At 69.0% G+C, this 16,041-nt stretch carries 15 protein-coding genes; 4 read left to right on the top strand and 11 right to left on the bottom strand.

Features of this window, described 5'->3' with window-relative positions:
- From RUH65_RS11950 to RUH65_RS11900, 11 genes are all read right to left on the bottom strand, one after another.
- Positions 1-632, bottom strand: a 632-nt coding sequence (locus RUH65_RS11950; RefSeq protein ID WP_313817669.1) for a MazG nucleotide pyrophosphohydrolase domain-containing protein, incomplete at its 3' end; no start/stop codon positions are given.
- Positions 629-1,858 carry an adenosine deaminase gene (locus RUH65_RS11945; RefSeq protein ID WP_313817668.1) on the bottom strand — a complete coding sequence of 410 codons (1,230 nt, stop codon included), beginning with the start codon at positions 1,856-1,858 and terminating at the stop codon, positions 629-631. The genes RUH65_RS11945 and RUH65_RS11950, both read right to left, overlap by 4 nt.
- Positions 1,851-2,507, bottom strand: coding sequence for a DedA family protein (locus RUH65_RS11940; protein WP_313817672.1), 657 nt, complete (start codon positions 2,505-2,507; stop codon positions 1,851-1,853). The genes RUH65_RS11945 and RUH65_RS11940 overlap by 8 nt, the downstream gene beginning before the upstream one ends.
- 128 nt (positions 2,508-2,635) lie before the next feature.
- Positions 2,636-4,012 (bottom strand): thymidine phosphorylase, encoded by a 1,377-nt coding sequence (locus tag RUH65_RS11935; RefSeq protein WP_313817667.1) that lies wholly within the window; start codon positions 4,010-4,012, stop codon positions 2,636-2,638.
- Positions 4,009-4,455 (bottom strand): cytidine deaminase, encoded by a 447-nt coding sequence (locus tag RUH65_RS11930; protein WP_313817671.1) that lies wholly within the window; start codon positions 4,453-4,455, stop codon positions 4,009-4,011. The genes RUH65_RS11935 and RUH65_RS11930 overlap by 4 nt, the downstream gene beginning before the upstream one ends.
- Before the next feature lie 86 nt (positions 4,456-4,541).
- Positions 4,542-5,861: an ABC transporter permease gene (locus tag RUH65_RS11925; RefSeq protein ID WP_313817665.1), complete on the bottom strand. Its 1,320-nt coding sequence runs from the start codon at positions 5,859-5,861 to the stop codon at positions 4,542-4,544.
- Positions 5,858-7,297 (bottom strand): ABC transporter permease subunit, encoded by a 1,440-nt coding sequence (locus tag RUH65_RS11920; RefSeq protein WP_313817664.1) that lies wholly within the window; start codon positions 7,295-7,297, stop codon positions 5,858-5,860. The genes RUH65_RS11925 and RUH65_RS11920 overlap by 4 nt, the downstream gene beginning before the upstream one ends.
- Positions 7,294-8,841 (bottom strand): ABC transporter ATP-binding protein, encoded by a 1,548-nt coding sequence (locus RUH65_RS11915; protein WP_313817663.1) that lies wholly within the window; start codon positions 8,839-8,841, stop codon positions 7,294-7,296. The genes RUH65_RS11920 and RUH65_RS11915 overlap by 4 nt, the downstream gene beginning before the upstream one ends.
- A 165-nt stretch (positions 8,842-9,006) precedes the next feature.
- Positions 9,007-10,131: a BMP family ABC transporter substrate-binding protein gene (locus tag RUH65_RS11910; protein ID WP_313817662.1), complete on the bottom strand. Its 1,125-nt coding sequence runs from the start codon at positions 10,129-10,131 to the stop codon at positions 9,007-9,009.
- Positions 10,132-10,349: 218 nt separating this feature from the next.
- Positions 10,350-11,624, bottom strand: coding sequence for an amidohydrolase (locus tag RUH65_RS11905; RefSeq protein ID WP_313817661.1), 1,275 nt, complete (start codon positions 11,622-11,624; stop codon positions 10,350-10,352).
- Positions 11,625-11,653: 29 nt separating this feature from the next.
- Positions 11,654-12,811, bottom strand: coding sequence for a mannose-1-phosphate guanylyltransferase (locus tag RUH65_RS11900; protein WP_396180151.1), 1,158 nt, complete (start codon positions 12,809-12,811; stop codon positions 11,654-11,656).
- A 209-nt stretch (positions 12,812-13,020) separates the two neighbouring features.
- Between RUH65_RS11900 and sdhC the strand changes: the two genes are divergently transcribed.
- From sdhC to RUH65_RS11880, 4 genes are all read left to right on the top strand, one after another.
- Positions 13,021-13,428, top strand: coding sequence for a succinate dehydrogenase, cytochrome b556 subunit (gene sdhC, locus RUH65_RS11895; protein WP_313817660.1), 408 nt, complete (start codon positions 13,021-13,023; stop codon positions 13,426-13,428).
- Between the two features lie 3 nt (positions 13,429-13,431).
- On the top strand, positions 13,432-13,917 hold the full coding sequence (locus RUH65_RS11890; RefSeq protein WP_313817659.1) for a succinate dehydrogenase hydrophobic membrane anchor subunit: 486 nt from the start codon (positions 13,432-13,434) through the stop codon (positions 13,915-13,917).
- Between the two features lie 66 nt (positions 13,918-13,983).
- Positions 13,984-15,771: a succinate dehydrogenase flavoprotein subunit gene (gene sdhA / locus RUH65_RS11885; protein WP_313817658.1), complete on the top strand. Its 1,788-nt coding sequence runs from the start codon at positions 13,984-13,986 to the stop codon at positions 15,769-15,771.
- Positions 15,771-16,041: 2Fe-2S iron-sulfur cluster-binding protein (locus RUH65_RS11880; RefSeq protein ID WP_313817657.1), on the top strand; the 271-nt coding region annotated here is incomplete at its 3' end. The genes sdhA and RUH65_RS11880, both read left to right, overlap by 1 nt.

Below are 16,041 nucleotides of genomic sequence, written 5' to 3'. Positions count from 1 at the left end.
GGTTCCGGCAGCGGGTCCACCGGCTGCCGGGCGGCCCGGTCCACGACCTTCGCGGCGGCCGCCAGGGCGGGCAGGTGGGCGGGGACCTCGGCGAAGGCCACAGGCGAGGTGGCAGGCGAGGCGACAGGGCCGGGCGGCGGGCCGGCGTCGGGCCCCTGCCCCTGCCCCGGCCTTCCGGGATCCGTCTGAGCCGCCCCGGCGGCGCGTTCCGCCTGCTTGATGCGCTCCCAGTTCTTCTCGAGGTCCTCCAGGTTCGCCGCCGCCAGGTCCTGCGGCTCACGCAGGGTCCCGTCCGGGTGGAAGACGTGGGGGTTGCGGCGGATCATCTTGTCCGTGATGGCCTGGGCCGTGCCGTCGAAGGTGAAGCCGCCGACCCCCTCGGCGATCGCCGCGTGCAGGACCACCTGGAAGAGGACGTCCCCCATCTCGAGCCGCAGCTGCTCGTACGTGCCGTCGGCCAGCGGCCCCTCGGGCCAGTCGGCCGGGGGCGCGGACTCGATCACCTCGACGGCCTCGTAGGCCTCCTCGATCAGGTATTCGGTCAGCACGGCGTGGGTGAGCCGCCGCGTCCACGGGCAGTGCTCCCGCAACTGGCCGACCACCCAGACGAGCCGGTCGACGGCGACGCTCACGCGTCTTCGTCGTCGAGGGCCTCCAGGCGCACCGGGCCGCCCCCGGTCCCGCCGCTGGAGATGACCTCGCCCCAGGCCTCGACGAGCAGCTCGGCCAGGGCCTCGCGGTCCTCGAGGGGCAGGAAGGCGGCCTCGGCGGCGTTGAGCTGGAAGTCCAGCAGCTCCTCCAGCGAGTAGCTGAAGACCTCCGCGATCAGATACAGCTCGTCGGTGAGGGAGACCCCGCTCATGAGGCGGTTGTCCGGGTTGATGGTCACACGGAAGCCCAGCTGGGCCAGCATGTCGATCGGGTGGGTGGAGACCGTACCGCCGTAGGCCGCCACGGCACCGGTCTGCAGGTTGGAGGACGGGCAGATCTCCAGGGCGATGCCGCGGTCACGGACCCAGGCGGCCGTGGTGCCGAGGTCCACGAGGGCGTTGTCCTCGCCCACCTGCTCACCGTTCTCGTCCACGGCGTTGAACTCCACCGTGATGTCGTCGGCGATCCGCACGCCGTGGCCGAGGCGCAGGGCACGGCCGTGGACGAGGGCGTCGTTGATGGACTCGAGTCCGTCCGACTCACCGGCATGGACGGTGGCCGGGAAATGCTGGCCGGCCAGCCACGTGAAGGCCTCGGTGAAGCGCGAGGGCGAGAATCCGATCTCCGGTCCGGCGATGTCGAAGCCCACGGCAACGGATCCCCCGGAGCCGCCGGCACCGCGGTGGCGCACGGCCAGCTCGGCGATCTCCTGGGAGCGGTCGTTCTGGCGCATGGCCGTGATGAGCTGGCCGACGCGGATCGGGGTTCCCGCCGCCTCGGCGTTCTCCACGCCCTGGTCGAGTCCGGCCCGGACCGCCTCGACGGCCTGGTCCAGGGTCAGCCCGCCGGCGGTGTGCTGTTCGGGGGCCCAGCGGACCTCGGCATAGACGATGCCGTCCTCCACCAGGTCCTCCACGAACTCGCGGGCCACGCGCTGCAGCCCCTCGGCCGTCTGCATGACGGCGATCGTGTGGTCGAAGGTCTCGAGGTAGCGCTCGAGGGTACCGGCGTTCGCGGACTCGGCGAACCACTCCGCCAGTGCGTCGGCGGTGTCCGCGGGCAGGTCGTGGCCGATCTGGCCGGCGAGGTCGAGGATGGTGGCCGATCGCAGGCCCCCATCGAGGTGGTCGTGGAGGCTGATCTTGGGCAACGCTGCCAGATCGACGTCGAGGGGCGAGGGGGCGGAGAATTCGATCGCGTCAGTCACGTGGCGAGTCTACGGTAGCGGCCTCTGCCCGCCGTCCCTCGCCGGCCGCCTCCTTCCGCTCGGCCAGCCGGCGCAGGATCCTCTTCAGGAGGAGGTCCAGCACCCAGCCCACGGCGGCGGCGGCGACCAGCGCCACGATGATCTGCAGCAGCGTGTTGTCCAGCCAGCCGGCGGTGGCCCGTGCGATCCCGATCGAGTACCCCGACCAGAGGAACGCGGCGAAGATGTCCAGCAGGGTGAACCTCAGCCGCGGGTATCCGGTGGCGCCGGCGGTGTAGTTCACCGCAACCCGTCCGCCCGGGATGTACCTGGCCGTGCAGATCACCAGCGCGCCGTGACCGTCCAGGGCGGTGCGCGCGGTGGCCACGGCGCGCACCACGCTGCGGCTGCGCATCCACCGGAACCGGGTGATGCCGATCCCCCGGCCGAGGGCATAGGCGATCTGGTCCCCGGTGATGGCCCCGAGGGCGCCGACCAGCCAGACCCACCACAGGGAGACGGTGTCCTCGGTGCCGGAGATGGAGGCCAGTGCCACCAGCACGGACTCCGAGGGCACCACGGGGAAGAATCCGTCGATCGTGCACAGCAGGTAGACCGCGAGCAGGATCCACCACTGCCCGGCGGCATGGAGGACCATCTCTTCGATCATCTGGAGCACTCGTTCAGCCTAGGCGAACGGCAGGCCCGGGACCGCACGCCTCTCGGCGGTTCCGGGCCTTCTCAGGGTCTGCTCAGGGTCGGTGCCCGGGATGCCCGGAGACCGCCGCAGCGGTGCCCTCAGTCGATCCGGTCGATGATGAGCGGTCGCGGCACGAACGATCCGGCCTCCGCCGATCCCGCTGGGGCGATGGAGTAGCCGCCCTCGAGCGCGGCCAGGGCACGGTCGAACTGATCCGGGGTGTCTGTCAGCAGGGTGAGCAGGGGTTGCCCGGCCTGCACGGTGTCCCCCGGCTTGGCGTGCAGCCGCACCCCGGCGGCGTCCTGGACCGGGTCCTCCTTGCGGGCCCGGCCAGCGCCGAGACGCCAGGCGGCCAGTCCCACGGCCATGGCGTCCAGGCGGGTCAGCACACCCGACTCGCCGGCGGTGACCACATGGGATTCCCGGGCGGTGGCCATGGGCGCATCGTGGTCCCCGCCCTGAGCGGAGATCATCCGGCGCCACACGTCCATGGCGCGGCCGTCGGCCAGGGCCTCGGCCGGGTCCACCCCGGTGACCCCCGCGCCAGTCAGCATGCGCCGGGCCAGCTCCACGGTCAGTTCCACGACGTCGGCCGGCCCCCCGCCGGCGAGGACCTCCACCGACTCGGCGACCTCGATGGCGTTGCCGGCGGTCAGCCCGAGTGGGGTGTCCATGTCCGTCAGCAGGGCGGAGGTGTTCACCCCGGCGTCCCGGCCCAGGTCCACCATGGTCCGGGCGAGTTCGAGGGCGTCGGACTCGGTCTTCATGAAGGCGCCGGAGCCGCACTTGACGTCCAGCACCAGCGTGCCCGTGCCCTCGGCGATCTTCTTGGACATGATGGAGGAGGCGATCAGCGGGATCGCCTCGACAGTGCCGGTGACGTCCCGCAGCGCGTAGAGCTTCTTGTCCGCCGGGGCCAGCCCGGACCCGGCCGCGCAGATGACGGCGCCCAGGGAGGAGAGCTGGTCCAGCATGGCCTCGTTGGACAGGTTGGCCTGCCAGCCGGGGATCGCCTCGAGCTTGTCCAGGGTGCCGCCGGTGTGGCCGAGGCCGCGGCCGGACAACTGGGGCACGGCCACGCCGTACACCGCGACGAGCGGTGCCAGCGGCAGGGTAATCTTGTCCCCCACGCCGCCGGTGCTGTGCTTGTCCGCGGTCGGCTTGACGCCGCCGTCGGGCCCGCGCAGCTGGGAGAAGTCCATCCGCTCGCCCGAGGCGATCATGGCGTTCGTCCAGCGGGCGATCTCCGGCCGGTCCATGCCGTTGAGCAGGATGGCCATGGCCAGGGCGGACATCTGCTCGTCCGCGACCACCCCGCGGGTGTAGGCGTCCACGACCCAGTCGATCTGCCCGTCGGAGAGCCGCTGGCGATCCCGCTTGACCCGGATCACCTCGATCGCGTCGAACGGCTCGGCGGGGTGGCCGGCCGGGGACGCGGAGGCCGAGGGTGCGGTGGGGGTGGGCTGCGGGGTCATCGGGTCCTTCCCAGGTGATCGGTCGCCGCACCATCACTCAGGTGCGTCATGTCGGCTGGTCCGAAGGCCTGCGGCAGGACCTCGTCCATGGTCAGTTCGCCGTCCGGGCCCATGAGGCGCATGCCGGGGGCGTGGAATTCATAGAGCAGCTGGCGGCAGCGGCCGCACGGCATGAGGACCTCACCGTTGCCGTCGACGCAGTAGAACGCCACGATCCTGCCGCCTCCGGTCATGTGCAGGTTGGACACCAGGGAGCACTCGGCGCAGAGCGTGAGGCCCAGGGAGGCGTTCTCGATATTGCAGCCGGCCACCACGCGGCCGTCGTCCACCAGGGCGGCGGCGCCCACGGGAAAACGGGAGTACGGCACGTAGGCCCGGGTCATCGCGGCGCGGGCGGTGGATTCCAGGCGCTGCCAGTCGATGCCGGATCCGGTGCCGGTGATGCGTGGCAGGGATGCGGTCAGCGGGATGTCGTCCTCGAACGGGTCGCTGAACGCCCCGTCGGACCCATGGTGGTGGTGTTCCACGCTCACTCCTTCACGTAGGGGGACCCGGCAGCAGCCGGGCCCCGGGACCGGCCGACCAGCCCGGCCACCACCAGGACGGTGACGAGGTAGGGCAGCATCGCCATGAACTGGCTGGGAACCGGGGTGCCCAGGATGGCCAGAACGTACTGCATATTGGTGGTGAATCCGAACAGGAGCGCCGCGAAGAAGGCCCCGATCGGGTTCCAGCGCCCGAAGATCACGGCGGCGAGGGCGATGAACCCCTGGCCGGCGGTCATCTCCTTCGAGAAGGAGGAGGAGGACACGAGCGTGAAGAAGGCGCCGCCCATGCCGGCGACCGCCCCGCCGAGCAGCACGTTGATGTACCGGGTGCGGATCACATTGATGCCCACGGTGTCCGCGGCCTTGGGGTGCTCGCCGACGGCCCGCACGCGCAAGCCCCACTTCGTGTGGAACAGCCCGATGTACAGGACGATGACGATCAGGTACATGCCATAGCCCAGGACGGTCTGGTCGAAGAGGATGGGGCCGATGATCGGGATGTCCGCCAACAACGGGATCCGGATGCTCGGGAAGTGCGGCGGGGAGTTCAGTGCCGAGGAGTTCGAGGACAGCACGGTGCTGAACAGGAAACTGGTCAGACCGGCCACCAGGACGTTGAGCACCACGCCCACGATGATCTGGTTGACCAGGTAGCGGATCGCGAACACCGCCAGCAGCACGGACACCAGCACGCCGGCCACGACGGCGGCCACCAGGCCCGCCCAGACCGACCCGGTCACGGAGCCGGTGACGGCGGCCGTGAAGGCGCCCGCCAGCAGCTGGCCCTCGATGGCGATGTTCACGACGCCGGCCCGCTCCGAGAGCACACCGGCCATGGAACCGAAGATCAGCGGGATCGCGAGGGTCACGGAGCCGGCGATCAGGCCGGTGAGGAACACCGTGGTGGTGTTGGCCGCACCGACCACCCACACCAGGAATCCCGCCACGAACAGGACGGCGAACACGGCGGAGACCCAGCCGCTGACCGTCCCGGAGCGGCGGACCTGCAGGAAGCCCCACACGGCGAGGGCGGCGAGCAGGAGGGTGATCGTCCAGCCCGCGGCGATGGTCGGGACCACGATGTCCGGGATGTGGATGGCGTCGGCATCGGTGGAGATGCGGAACGTGGCCGACTTGCCCGAGGCGGTCAGGGCGAAGACGGCCAGGGAGACCGCCGCCAGCACCGCGAGCGCGATCGGCGTGGTCCAGTGCCGGACGATGTCCGTGGCGGGCCTCTCCGCCGCCGGGGCGGCTGGAGCGGGACCGGCAGAGCCGCTGGGAACGGTCGCGGTGGTGCTCATCGCTGGTCGCCTTCCGCCGGGGTGGTGGTACTGGGGTCTGCGTCTGCCGCATCAGGGGATCCCGCGTCTCCGGCGGCCACCCCCACGGCGTCGCCGATGGTGGCCGAGTCCGCCGGGGCCGCATGGCCGTCGGCGGACGCGGTGGTCGCCGCGACTGCTCCGGCGAGGGCCGGCTGGGTGACCGGATCCGCGGTGGTGCGGGCCTGCAGGGCACCGGGTGCCGGCAGGCGGAAGATCATCCGCACCAGCGGCGGGGCGGCGATGAACAGGACGATCAGCGACTGGATGATGAGCACGATGTCGATCGGCACGCCCGTCTCGGTCTGCATCGTCACGCCTCCGGCGCGCAACGCGCCGAACAGCAGTCCGGCCGCGAACACGCCCCACGGATTGGAGCGGCCCAGCAGGGCCACCGTGATGGCGTCGAAGCCGAAGGACCCGGCGACGTCCGTGTTGAGCATCTTCTCGGTGCCGGACACCTGGCTCATGCCGGCCAGGCCGGCCAGGCCGCCGGAGGTCGCCATGGCGACCACGTACATGCGCTTCACGGATACGCCAGCGGTCCGGGCGGCGTCGGGATTGGCACCCACGGCACGCAGTTGGAAGCCGACGGACGAGCGCTTCATGAGCCACCAGGCGAACACGGTGGCCACGAGGGCGACGACGAAGCCCCAGTTCAGGCGGAAGCTGTCACCGAACATCAACGGGAACACCGCCGACGACGGAAGGAAGTCGGAGACCGGGTTGGTGGAGCCCTCCCGCTGAAGGACGGGGGTGTACAGGAAATAGGTGACGAGATGGATGGCCACGTAGTTGAGCATGATGGTCAGGATGACCTCGTGGGCACCGGTGAGCGCCTTGAGGACACCGACCACGGCACCCCACAGGGCACCGCCGAGGATGCCCATGATCAGGACCAGCAACAGGTGCAGACCCGCCGGCAGCTGCAGGTGGACGCCGAACCAGGTGGCGAACATGGCCCCGAAGATCATCTGCCCCTGGCCACCGATGTTGAACAGGCCGGAGCGGAACGAGATGGCGATGCCGAGCGAGATGATGATCAGCGGCGTGGCCACGGTGAGCGATTCCATCAGCGGGTAGATGCCCTCGCTGAAGCTGTCCCCGCGGTAGTTGAAGATCGCGCCCCGGAACAGGGCGGCATAGGCGGCGGCCACGGCCGACCAGGCGGCGGTCAGGGTGTCCAGGGGGCGGCTGAAGAAGTATCCGGCCGCTTCGAGGACGTCCTCGTCCGTCAGGACGATCAGCAGGGCGCTGATGACCAGGGACAGGAAAATTGCCAGGACGGTGACAGTGCCGTTGCCGGCCAGGACGTCCCGGAACGAGAACCCGTGCGGATCACCGCCCTTCCGGCCCGACCCGCCGGCCTGGGGCCCGGGCGCGGGCGCCGGGGTGCTCTCGCTGGTCACGGCGCTCATGCCGTCACTCCCTTCGGGTTGGTCTCCGGGGTGGTGCCCGGTTCTGTGCCCGGCGTGATGCCGGCCATCATGAGGCCCAGGTCGTCACGCGAGGTGTCCCCCGGCACGATCCCGATGATCCGGCCGTGGTACATCACGGCGATGCGGTCGGCCAGGTCGAGGACCTCATCGAGTTCGGTGGAGACGATCATGACCGGGGTGCCCGAGTCCCGTTCGCGGATGATGCGGTCGTGCAGGAACTCGATGGAGCCGACGTCGACCCCGCGGGTGGGCTGGGAGGCGATGAAGAGCTTGAGGTCGTCCACCAGTTCCCTGGCCATGACGACCTTCTGCTGGTTGCCACCCGACAGGGTTCCGACAGGCAGGTCCACGCCCTGGGTGCGGACATCGAATTCCGCGACGCGCTGCTCCGCGAGGGACCGGATGACCGCCGGGTTCAGCTGGAAACGGTTGCCGACCGGCGCCCGGTCGAAGCGGTTCAGCACGAGGTTCTCGGCCACGGAGAAGGACCCGACCAGACCGTCGGTGGAGCGGTCCTCCGGTACATACCCGACGCCGGCCCGGATGACTTGCTTGGTGGTGCGGCCGAGGATCTCCTCGCCGTCCAGCCGGATGGATCCCTGGGCCTTCTGCAGGCCCATGATGGCCTCGGTGAGCTCGGTCTGCCCGTTGCCCTGCACACCGGCCACGGCCAGGATCTCGCCCTGCCGGATGCCGAAGGAGACGCGGTCCACCAGCCGGACGCCCTCCGGGCTCAGGACGGTCAGGTCGGACACCGTGAAGGTCTCCTCGCCCAGCTGCGGGGCGGACTTCGTGGTGTTCAGCCCCACGGCACGGCCGACCATGAGGGCGGCCAGCTCGGACTGGTCCGCGTCCGGGTCCGCGGTGCCGACCATCCTGCCGCGACGCAGCACGCTGATCACCGTGGAGATGGCCTTGACCTCGCGCAGCTTGTGGGAGATGAAGACGATCGCGGTCCCGTTGTCCCGCAACCGGCGGATGATGTCCAGGAGCTCGTCGGTCTCCTGGGGGGTGAGCACGGCGGTGGGCTCGTCCAGGATCAGCACGCGGGCGTCGCGCACGAGTGCCTTGATGATCTCGACGCGCTGCTGGACGCCCACGGGAAGGTCCTCGATGCGGGCGTCCGGGTCCACGTGGAAGCCGTACTCCTCGGAGATCTCCCGGATCCTCCGGCGGGTGGACTCCAGGTCCAGGATGCCGGCCGCACGCGTGTGCTCGTCGCCCAGGGCCACGTTCTCCGCCACCGTGAACACGGGGATCAGCATGAAGTGCTGGTGCACCATGCCGATGCCGGCCCTCATCGCCTCACCGGGACCGCTGAACCGCACCGGACGGCCGTCCACCAGAATCTCGCCGGCGGTCGGCTCGTAGAGGCCGAACAGGACGTTCATCAGGGTGGACTTGCCCGCGCCGTTCTCCCCCAGCAGGGAGTGGACCTGGCCGGACTCCACCGTCAGGTCGATCGAGTCATTGGCCGTGAAGGCCCCGAATTTCTTGGTGATGCCGCGTAATTCGAGTTTCACCGTGCTCCAGCCATTCTGGCCCGGGACAGGCCATTGCTTCGGATCATTGTCATTCCCTCCATGATGCAGGTCCCCCGGGCGATCTCGCAGGACATCATCTCAGGGTCTTCAGGGCGGACATGACGGTGGGGCGGCCCCCCCCACCATCATGGGCCACCGTGGTGATCAGACCTCGGGCGAGTAGTCCGAGTCGACCTCGATGGAGCCGTCGATGATGCCGGCCTTGATCTCCTCGAGTTCGGCCTTCATCTCATCGGAGACCTCGGCGTCGAAGTCATGGAACGGGGCCAGTGCCACGCCGCCGTTCTCCAGCGTGCCCACGTAGGGCTCACCGTCGAACTCATCCGCCAGGTCGGCCTCGATGACGTCCTGCACGGCCTGGCCCATCAGCTTCACCACGGAGGTGAGGATGACGTCGCCCTGCTCGGTGGTCTCGTAGCCGTCGGAGTCGACCCAGATGACCTTGGCCTCCTTGCCGCCGGCATTCGCCTCCGTCACAGCATCGAGGGTGCCCAGACCCACCGGCCCGGCCACGGGCATGATGATGTCCGCGCCCTCGTTGATGAAGTTGGTGGTATTGGTCTTGCCGGCGGCCTGGTTCTCGAAGTCGCCGGTGAAGGAGCCGGTCTTGGCCTCGCGGTTCCAGCCCAGCACCTCGACCTCGGCGTCCTTCTGCTCGTTGTAGTACTCGACCCCGGCGGCGAAGCCGTCCATGAAGATCGTCACGGTCGGGATCTCCGCGCCGCCGTAGGTGGCGACCTTGCCGGTCTCGGACGTGCCGGCGGCGAGGTAGCCGGCCATGAAGGAGCCCTGCGCCGTGTCATAGATCAGGCGCTTGACGTTATCCGGGAACTCGGGATCGGTGACGTCCACGCCCATGAAGTGGGTCTCGGGGTTGTCGTTGGCGATCGGCTTCATCGTGTCGCCGAGCAGGAACCCGACGCCGATGACCATGTCGCAGTTCGCCTGCAGCATGGACGTGATGTTCGGGGTGAAGTCGGACGGGGAGGTGGACTCCGCCTCGTTGGTGGAGATGCCGAACTCCTCCTCGGCGGCCATCAGGCCGTCGTGGGAGGACTGGTTGAAGGAGCGGTCGTCGAAGCCGCCCTGGTCGGAGACGATGCAGCCGGTGTAGTCGGAGTTGTCGGTGCCGACGGCCGGCGCATCAGAACCAGCGGTGGCGCCGTCCTCTTCCGGAGCGGCGCCGCAGCCGGCCAGCAGCAGGCCGGACATGCCGAGCATGGCGACCGGCAGGAGTGCCTTACGAGACAGGGGGGATGCAATGCCCATGGTGATCCTTTGGTGCGAGGGTGGGGGCTGGAACGTGGGGATCCGGCCGCGAGCCGGTGATGTCGGCCCAGGCCCGGACGGGTCGAGATCGATCCGTTCCACGGATGTCCGCGCCCTTCAGACGGACAGTTACCCGGGAGTTTACCCAAAGTTGGCAAGAACCGCTTCAGATGTGCGCTACGTTTCTGCAACGTCTGCACCACGCGCGCCGTGGAGCCCTACTGAACTCCGGACAGAGCCCGCAGCGCCGCCGCCGTGAAGATACGCATGCCGACGCCGATCGCGCGCTCGTCCGGCGCGAAGTCGCCCATGTGCAGGTCATAGACCGGGCCGCCCGGGGTCCGCGTCCCCAAGCGCAGCATGGCCCCGGGGACCAGCTGGGTCATCCAGGCGAAGTCTTCCCCGCCCATGGACTGCGGGGTCAGCTGGATGGCCCGGGACCCGAGCTCATAGCGCGCCGCGTCCTCGATGAGGTCGGTCTCGGCCTCCGTGTTGACCACCGGCGGCACCCCGCGGATGTGCTCGAGGTGGACCTTCACCCCGAAGGGCTGGGCGATCTGCTGGACCACGTCGTCCAGCAGGTCCCCGGCCGATTCCCACACCTCGGCGTCCAGGCAGCGCATGGTGCCCGCGAGGTAGCCGGACCCGGGGATGGCGTTGGGTGCCGCGCCCGCATTGATCTGGCCCCACACCACGGAGACGGCCGAGCGGACGTCGATCCGCCGGTTCAGCACCGCCGGGACCTGGACGGCGATCGTGGACAACGCATAGACGAGGTCCTCCGTCAGGTGCGGCCGGGAGGTGTGGCCACCGCGGCCGGACAGGCTGATCTTGATGGTGTCGGCCGCCGAGGTGATGGCGCCGATCCGCGTGCCGATCGTGCCGACGTCGAACCGGGGCTCGCAGTGCGCCGCCAGGATCCGCGGGATCCCCTCCAGCGTGCCCTGCCGGATCACGGACAGGGACCCACCGGGCAACCGCTCCTCGGCGGGCTGGAAGATGATGCGGATGCGGCCGGTCACGCCGTCGGGTCCCCCGACGGCGTCGAGCTCCGGCTGGCCGAGTTCCCCGGCGGTGCGCGTGATCACCCGGTGCAGGGCGAGCGCGGTGCCGAGCATGACGGCCGTGTGGACGTCATGGCCGCACGCATGCGCCACGCCCGGGTTCCGGGAGGCATAGTCCAGTCCGGTCAGCTCCGAGAGGGGCAGGGCGTCGATGTCCGCGCGCAGGCCCAGCACGATCGGCCCCTCGCCGATGTCCACGTAGGCGCCGGTGTCCTCGAGTTTGACCGGCGCGAGCCCGGCCTCGGTCAGGGTCTGCAGGATCCGTTCCGTGGTCCGGTGCTCGTCATAGGACAGTTCCGGATGCGCGTGGATGTCCCGGCGGAATTCCACGACCGAGGGCTCGAGCCGCTGGACCAGGGGGGTCACCCACGGCAGTCCGGGATCGTCGAGGACGGGACGGGCGCCGGTGGAACCCTGGCTGTCGTTCATCCCAGTGATGCTACCGGGGCTCCTCCGGCTCAGAGGACGTCGTCGTCGCCGTGGGCCTTGAGGGACTCGACGGCCTGCTTGACGGACTGGGCGTGCTCCGTGGTGGTGACCAGCAGCGCGTCCGGGGTGTCCACGACCACGATGTCCTCGACGCCGATCAACGCGATCACCCGCGCGGTATCGGTCACCACCACACCGGAGGCCTTGGACGAGTACACCCGCGGCGTCTCCCCGATCACCGTGATGCCCGAGGCCCGCTTGGCCGGATTCAGCCGGGCGATCGCGGCGAAATCGCCCACATCGTCCCACGTGAACCCACCCGGGATCACGGCCACATCCCCCGCCGCGGCAGCCGGTTCAGCCACCGCATAGTCCACCGCGGTCTTCTTCAGCCCGGGCCAGACCCGGGCCATGGTCTCCGCCTGGGCATCCGTGCCCCACGCCTTCGCGATCTGAACGACGCCGGCATGCAGCTCCGGCTCGTTGGCCGCCAGATGGTGCAGCATCAACGACACCGGGGCCACAAACATCCCCGCGTTCCACAGGTACTCCCCCGAGGCGACGTACTCCTGCGCCACCGCCTCGGCCGGCTTCTCCACGAACGCCGCCACCCCCATGGCATGGGGCGCGCCCTCCACGGCCAGGGCCTCGCCCTGCCGGATGTACCCGAACCCGGTCGCCGGATGTGTCGGCTTGATGCCGATCGTCACGATCTTTCCGGTGGCCGCGGTCGCGACCGCCTCCGCCACGGCCTCCTGGAACTCCTCTACCGGGCCGATCACCTGGTCCGCGGCGAAGGAGCCCATGATGGTCTGTGGATCCCGCTCGAACAGGATGGCCGCGGCCAGCCCGATGGCCGCCGCCGAGTCCTTCGGCTCCGGCTCGAGCACGGTGTCCTCGGAGGCCAGATCCGGCAACTGCTCCCGCACGGCGCCCTCGTGGGCCTCGCCGGTGACCACCATCACCCGGTCCCCGGCCAGCACGGCCAGGCGATCATAGGTGGCCCGGATCAGGGTCTGTCCCGAGCCCGTCAGGTCATGCAGGAACTTCGGCGCGGCAGCCCGCGAGAGCGGCCACAGCCGCGTCCCCACGCCACCGGCGGGAATCACTCCGTAGAAGCGATCCAGTCCCGGGGTGTCAGAGAGGTCCACGGCGGCAAGGCCGTCCAGTTCAGGGTCAGTCGTCACACCGGACAGCATAGGTGACCGGTGTACCGCGGCCCGGGTCCGCCTCGCCCCCGTGACCCGTGCCACACCGGGAACCAGGCGGGTCAACAATAGGGAACATAACGTCAAGAAGTACTAGTCTGTCGTGGAGGAATGCACTCGCACCGGCGTTCCCTTTGTGCCCATCGGACGTGGCACAGGCGCCCTTGCAATCCCTGGGAGGTAAAACAGTGTCTACTGCGACATCAGCGCAGGCCCCGGCGAAGTCCGGCCGTGGGACCCTCTATCGCGGCAATGAAGGTCAGTGGTCGTGGGTCATCCACCGGATCACCGGCGTCGCCATTTTCTTCTTCCTGCTGGTCCACGTGCTGGACACCTCGCTGGTGAGGGTCTCGCCGGAGGCCTACAACGCGGTGCTCGGCACCTACAAGAACCCGCTGATGGCCGTCGGAGAGGTCGGCCTCGTGGCCGCCATCGTCTACCACGCCTTCAACGGCCTGCGGATCATCCTCGTGGACTTCTGGAAGGGCGGGACCAAGCACCACAAGAAGATGCTGTGGGCCGTGGTGGTCCTTTCCGTCATCACCGTGGGCGCCTTCGCCATCCGCCACCTGATGCTTGCCCTCGGAGGTCACTGAGCCATGAGCGCCACCGTTGAATCCACAATCGCAGCCCCCCGCACGGGGCGCATTGACCCGAAGTACACCCGGGACAAGGCCAAGAGCGGCAATTTCGAGATGCTCGCCTGGCTGTTCATGCGCCTGTCCGGCGTGGTCCTGGTCGTGCTGATCTTCGTCCACCTCTTCTCCAACCTCATGGTCGGGGACGGCATCAACGGCCTGGACTTCGGCTTCGTCGCCGGCAAGTGGGCCGATCCGTTCTGGCAGTTTTGGGACCTGGCTCTGCTGTGGCTGGCCATGCTGCACGGCACCAACGGCGTCCGGACCATCATCAACGACTACGCCGAGCGTGACGGCGTGCGGTTCTGGCTGAAGATGGTCCTCTACGCGGCCACCACCGTCATCATCGTGCTCGGCACCCTGGTGATCTTCACCTTCGAACCATGCCTCGTCGGCGCCGACGGAATGCTGCTGGAGTCCACTCCCGCGTTCTGCGAGACCCTCTGACGCCCTGACGCACCCCCACTGAACCACTGAATTTTCTCGAGTACTCGAGCAGAAGGAACTCAACGAATGCAGGTACACAAGTACGACGTCGTGATTGTCGGTGCCGGCGGCGCCGGCATGCGCGCGGCGATCGAATCCGGTCAGCGCGCCCGCACAGCGGTGCTGACCAAGCTTTACCCCACCCGTTCGCACACGGGTGCGGCCCAGGGGGGCATGTGTGCCGCCCTGGCCAATGTCGAAGAGGACAACTGGGAGTGGCACACCTTTGACACCGTCAAGGGCGGCGACTACCTGGTGGACCAGGACGCCGCCGAGGTCATGGCCAAGGAGGCCATCGACGCGGTGCTCGATCTGGAGAAGATGGGCCTGCCCTTCAACCGCACCCCGGAGGGGCGGATCGACCAGCGTCGCTTCGGCGGCCACACGCGCGACCACGGCAAGGCCCCGGTCCGCCGCGCCTGCTATGCGGCCGACCGCACCGGCCACATGATCCTCCAGACGCTCTACCAGAACTGCGTCAAGCACGACGTCGAGTTCTACAACGAGTTCTACGTGCTCGACCTGCTGATGGTGGACGAGCCGGGCATCCGCCCGGACGGGACGTCCTTCACGCAGAAGCGCGTGGCCGGCGTCGTCTCCTACGAGCTGGCCACGGGCGAATTGCACGTCTTCCAGGCCAAGTCCGTGGTCTTCGCCACCGGCGGCGCGGGCAAGGTCTTCAAGACCACCTCCAACGCCCACACCCTGACCGGTGACGGCATGGCCATCGCCTACCGCAACGGCCTGCCGCTGGAGGACATGGAGTTCATCCAGTTCCACCCGACCGGACTGGCCGGCCTGGGCATTCTCCTCTCCGAGGCCGCCCGCGGCGAGGGCGGCATCCTGCGCAACTCGGACGGTGAGCGCTTCATGGAGCGCTACGCCCCGACCATCAAGGATCTGGCACCGCGTGACATCGTGGCCCGGTCCATGGCCGAGGAGGTCCGTCAGGGCCGCGGCTGCGGCCCGAACAAGGACTACGTCCTGCTCGACCTGACGCACCTGGAACCGGCGCACATCGACGCCAAGCTCCCGGACATCACGGAGTTCGCGCGCACCTACCTCGGTGTGGAGCCCTACACCGAGCCGGTGCCGGTCTTCCCGACGTGCCACTACGTGATGGGCGGCATCCCGACCAACATCAAGGCCGAGGTGCTGCAGGACAACGACACCGTGGTCCCGGGCCTCTACGCCGCCGGCGAGGTCGCCTGTGTCTCCGTGCACGGCTCCAACCGCCTCGGCACCAACTCGCTGCTGGACATCAACGTCTTCGGCCGCCGTGCCGGCATCTACGCCGCCGAGTACGCCGCCACCGCCGATTTCGTAGAGCTGCCGGAGAACGGCGAGGCCGCGACCGTCGAGCACATCGAGCACCTGCGCTCCGCCACCGGTACCGAGCGTGTGGCCGAGCTGCGGGCACGCCTGCAGGACGTCATGGACGCGGACATGCAGGTGTTCCGCACCGACGAGTCGATCCGCCGTGCCCTGGCCGAGATCGAGTCCCTGCGCGCACGCTATGAGCAGGTCTCCGTGCAGGACAAGGGCAAGCGGTTCAACCTGGACCTCCTGGAGGGCCTGGAGCTGGGCTACCTGCTGGACATGGCGGAGGCCATGACCGTGGCAGCCCTGCACCGCAAGGAATCCCGCGGCGGCCACTACCGCGAGGACTACCCGGACCGTGACGACGAGAACTGGATGACCCACTCCATGCTCTACCGGGACCCGAACTCCGAGATGGAGGGGGTCAAGGGCATCCGTTCCGAGACCAAGCCGGTCGTTGTCACCCGTTACCAGCCGATGGAGCGTAAGTACTGATGAGCACCACTGCAACCGAACCCGCAGAAGGACCCTCGAAGGTCGATCTCGGCGCCCAGGGCGGCGGATCCGGTGAGATCCCGAGCTTCGACGTCACCCTCAAGGTCCGCCGCTACCTGCCCGAGACCACCGAGGACGCCTACTGGGACGAATGGACCGTCACCATGTACGGCACCGACCGTGTGCTGGACGCCCTGCACAAGGTCAAGTGGGACAACGACGGTTCGCTGTCCTTCCGCCGCTCCTGCGCCCACGGCGTCTGCGGCTCCG

This window comes from Citricoccus sp., assembly GCF_032154715.1.
In the GTDB taxonomy this organism is placed as follows: Bacteria; Actinomycetota; Actinomycetes; order Actinomycetales; family Micrococcaceae; genus Citricoccus.
The sequence above is the reverse complement of the archived record's forward strand: the minus strand, read 5'-3'. Positions and strand labels throughout refer to the sequence as shown.

Coding starts and splice junctions, on each gene's coding strand:
- sdhA (WP_313817658.1), top strand. CDS start 13,984: ATGCAGGTACACAAGTACGACGTCGTGATTGTCGGTGCCGGCGGCGCC.
- RUH65_RS11925 (WP_313817665.1), bottom strand. CDS start 5,861: ATGAGCACCACCGCGACCGTTCCCAGCGGCTCTGCCGGTCCCGCTCCA.
- RUH65_RS11940 (WP_313817672.1), bottom strand. CDS start 2,507: ATGATCGAAGAGATGGTCCTCCATGCCGCCGGGCAGTGGTGGATCCTG.
- RUH65_RS11935 (WP_313817667.1), bottom strand. CDS start 4,012: ATGACCCCGCAGCCCACCCCCACCGCACCCTCGGCCTCCGCGTCCCCG.
- RUH65_RS11905 (WP_313817661.1), bottom strand. CDS start 11,624: ATGAACGACAGCCAGGGTTCCACCGGCGCCCGTCCCGTCCTCGACGAT.
- RUH65_RS11920 (WP_313817664.1), bottom strand. CDS start 7,297: ATGAGCGCCGTGACCAGCGAGAGCACCCCGGCGCCCGCGCCCGGGCCC.
- RUH65_RS11890 (WP_313817659.1), top strand. CDS start 13,432: ATGAGCGCCACCGTTGAATCCACAATCGCAGCCCCCCGCACGGGGCGC.
- RUH65_RS11910 (WP_313817662.1), bottom strand. CDS start 10,131: ATGGGCATTGCATCCCCCCTGTCTCGTAAGGCACTCCTGCCGGTCGCC.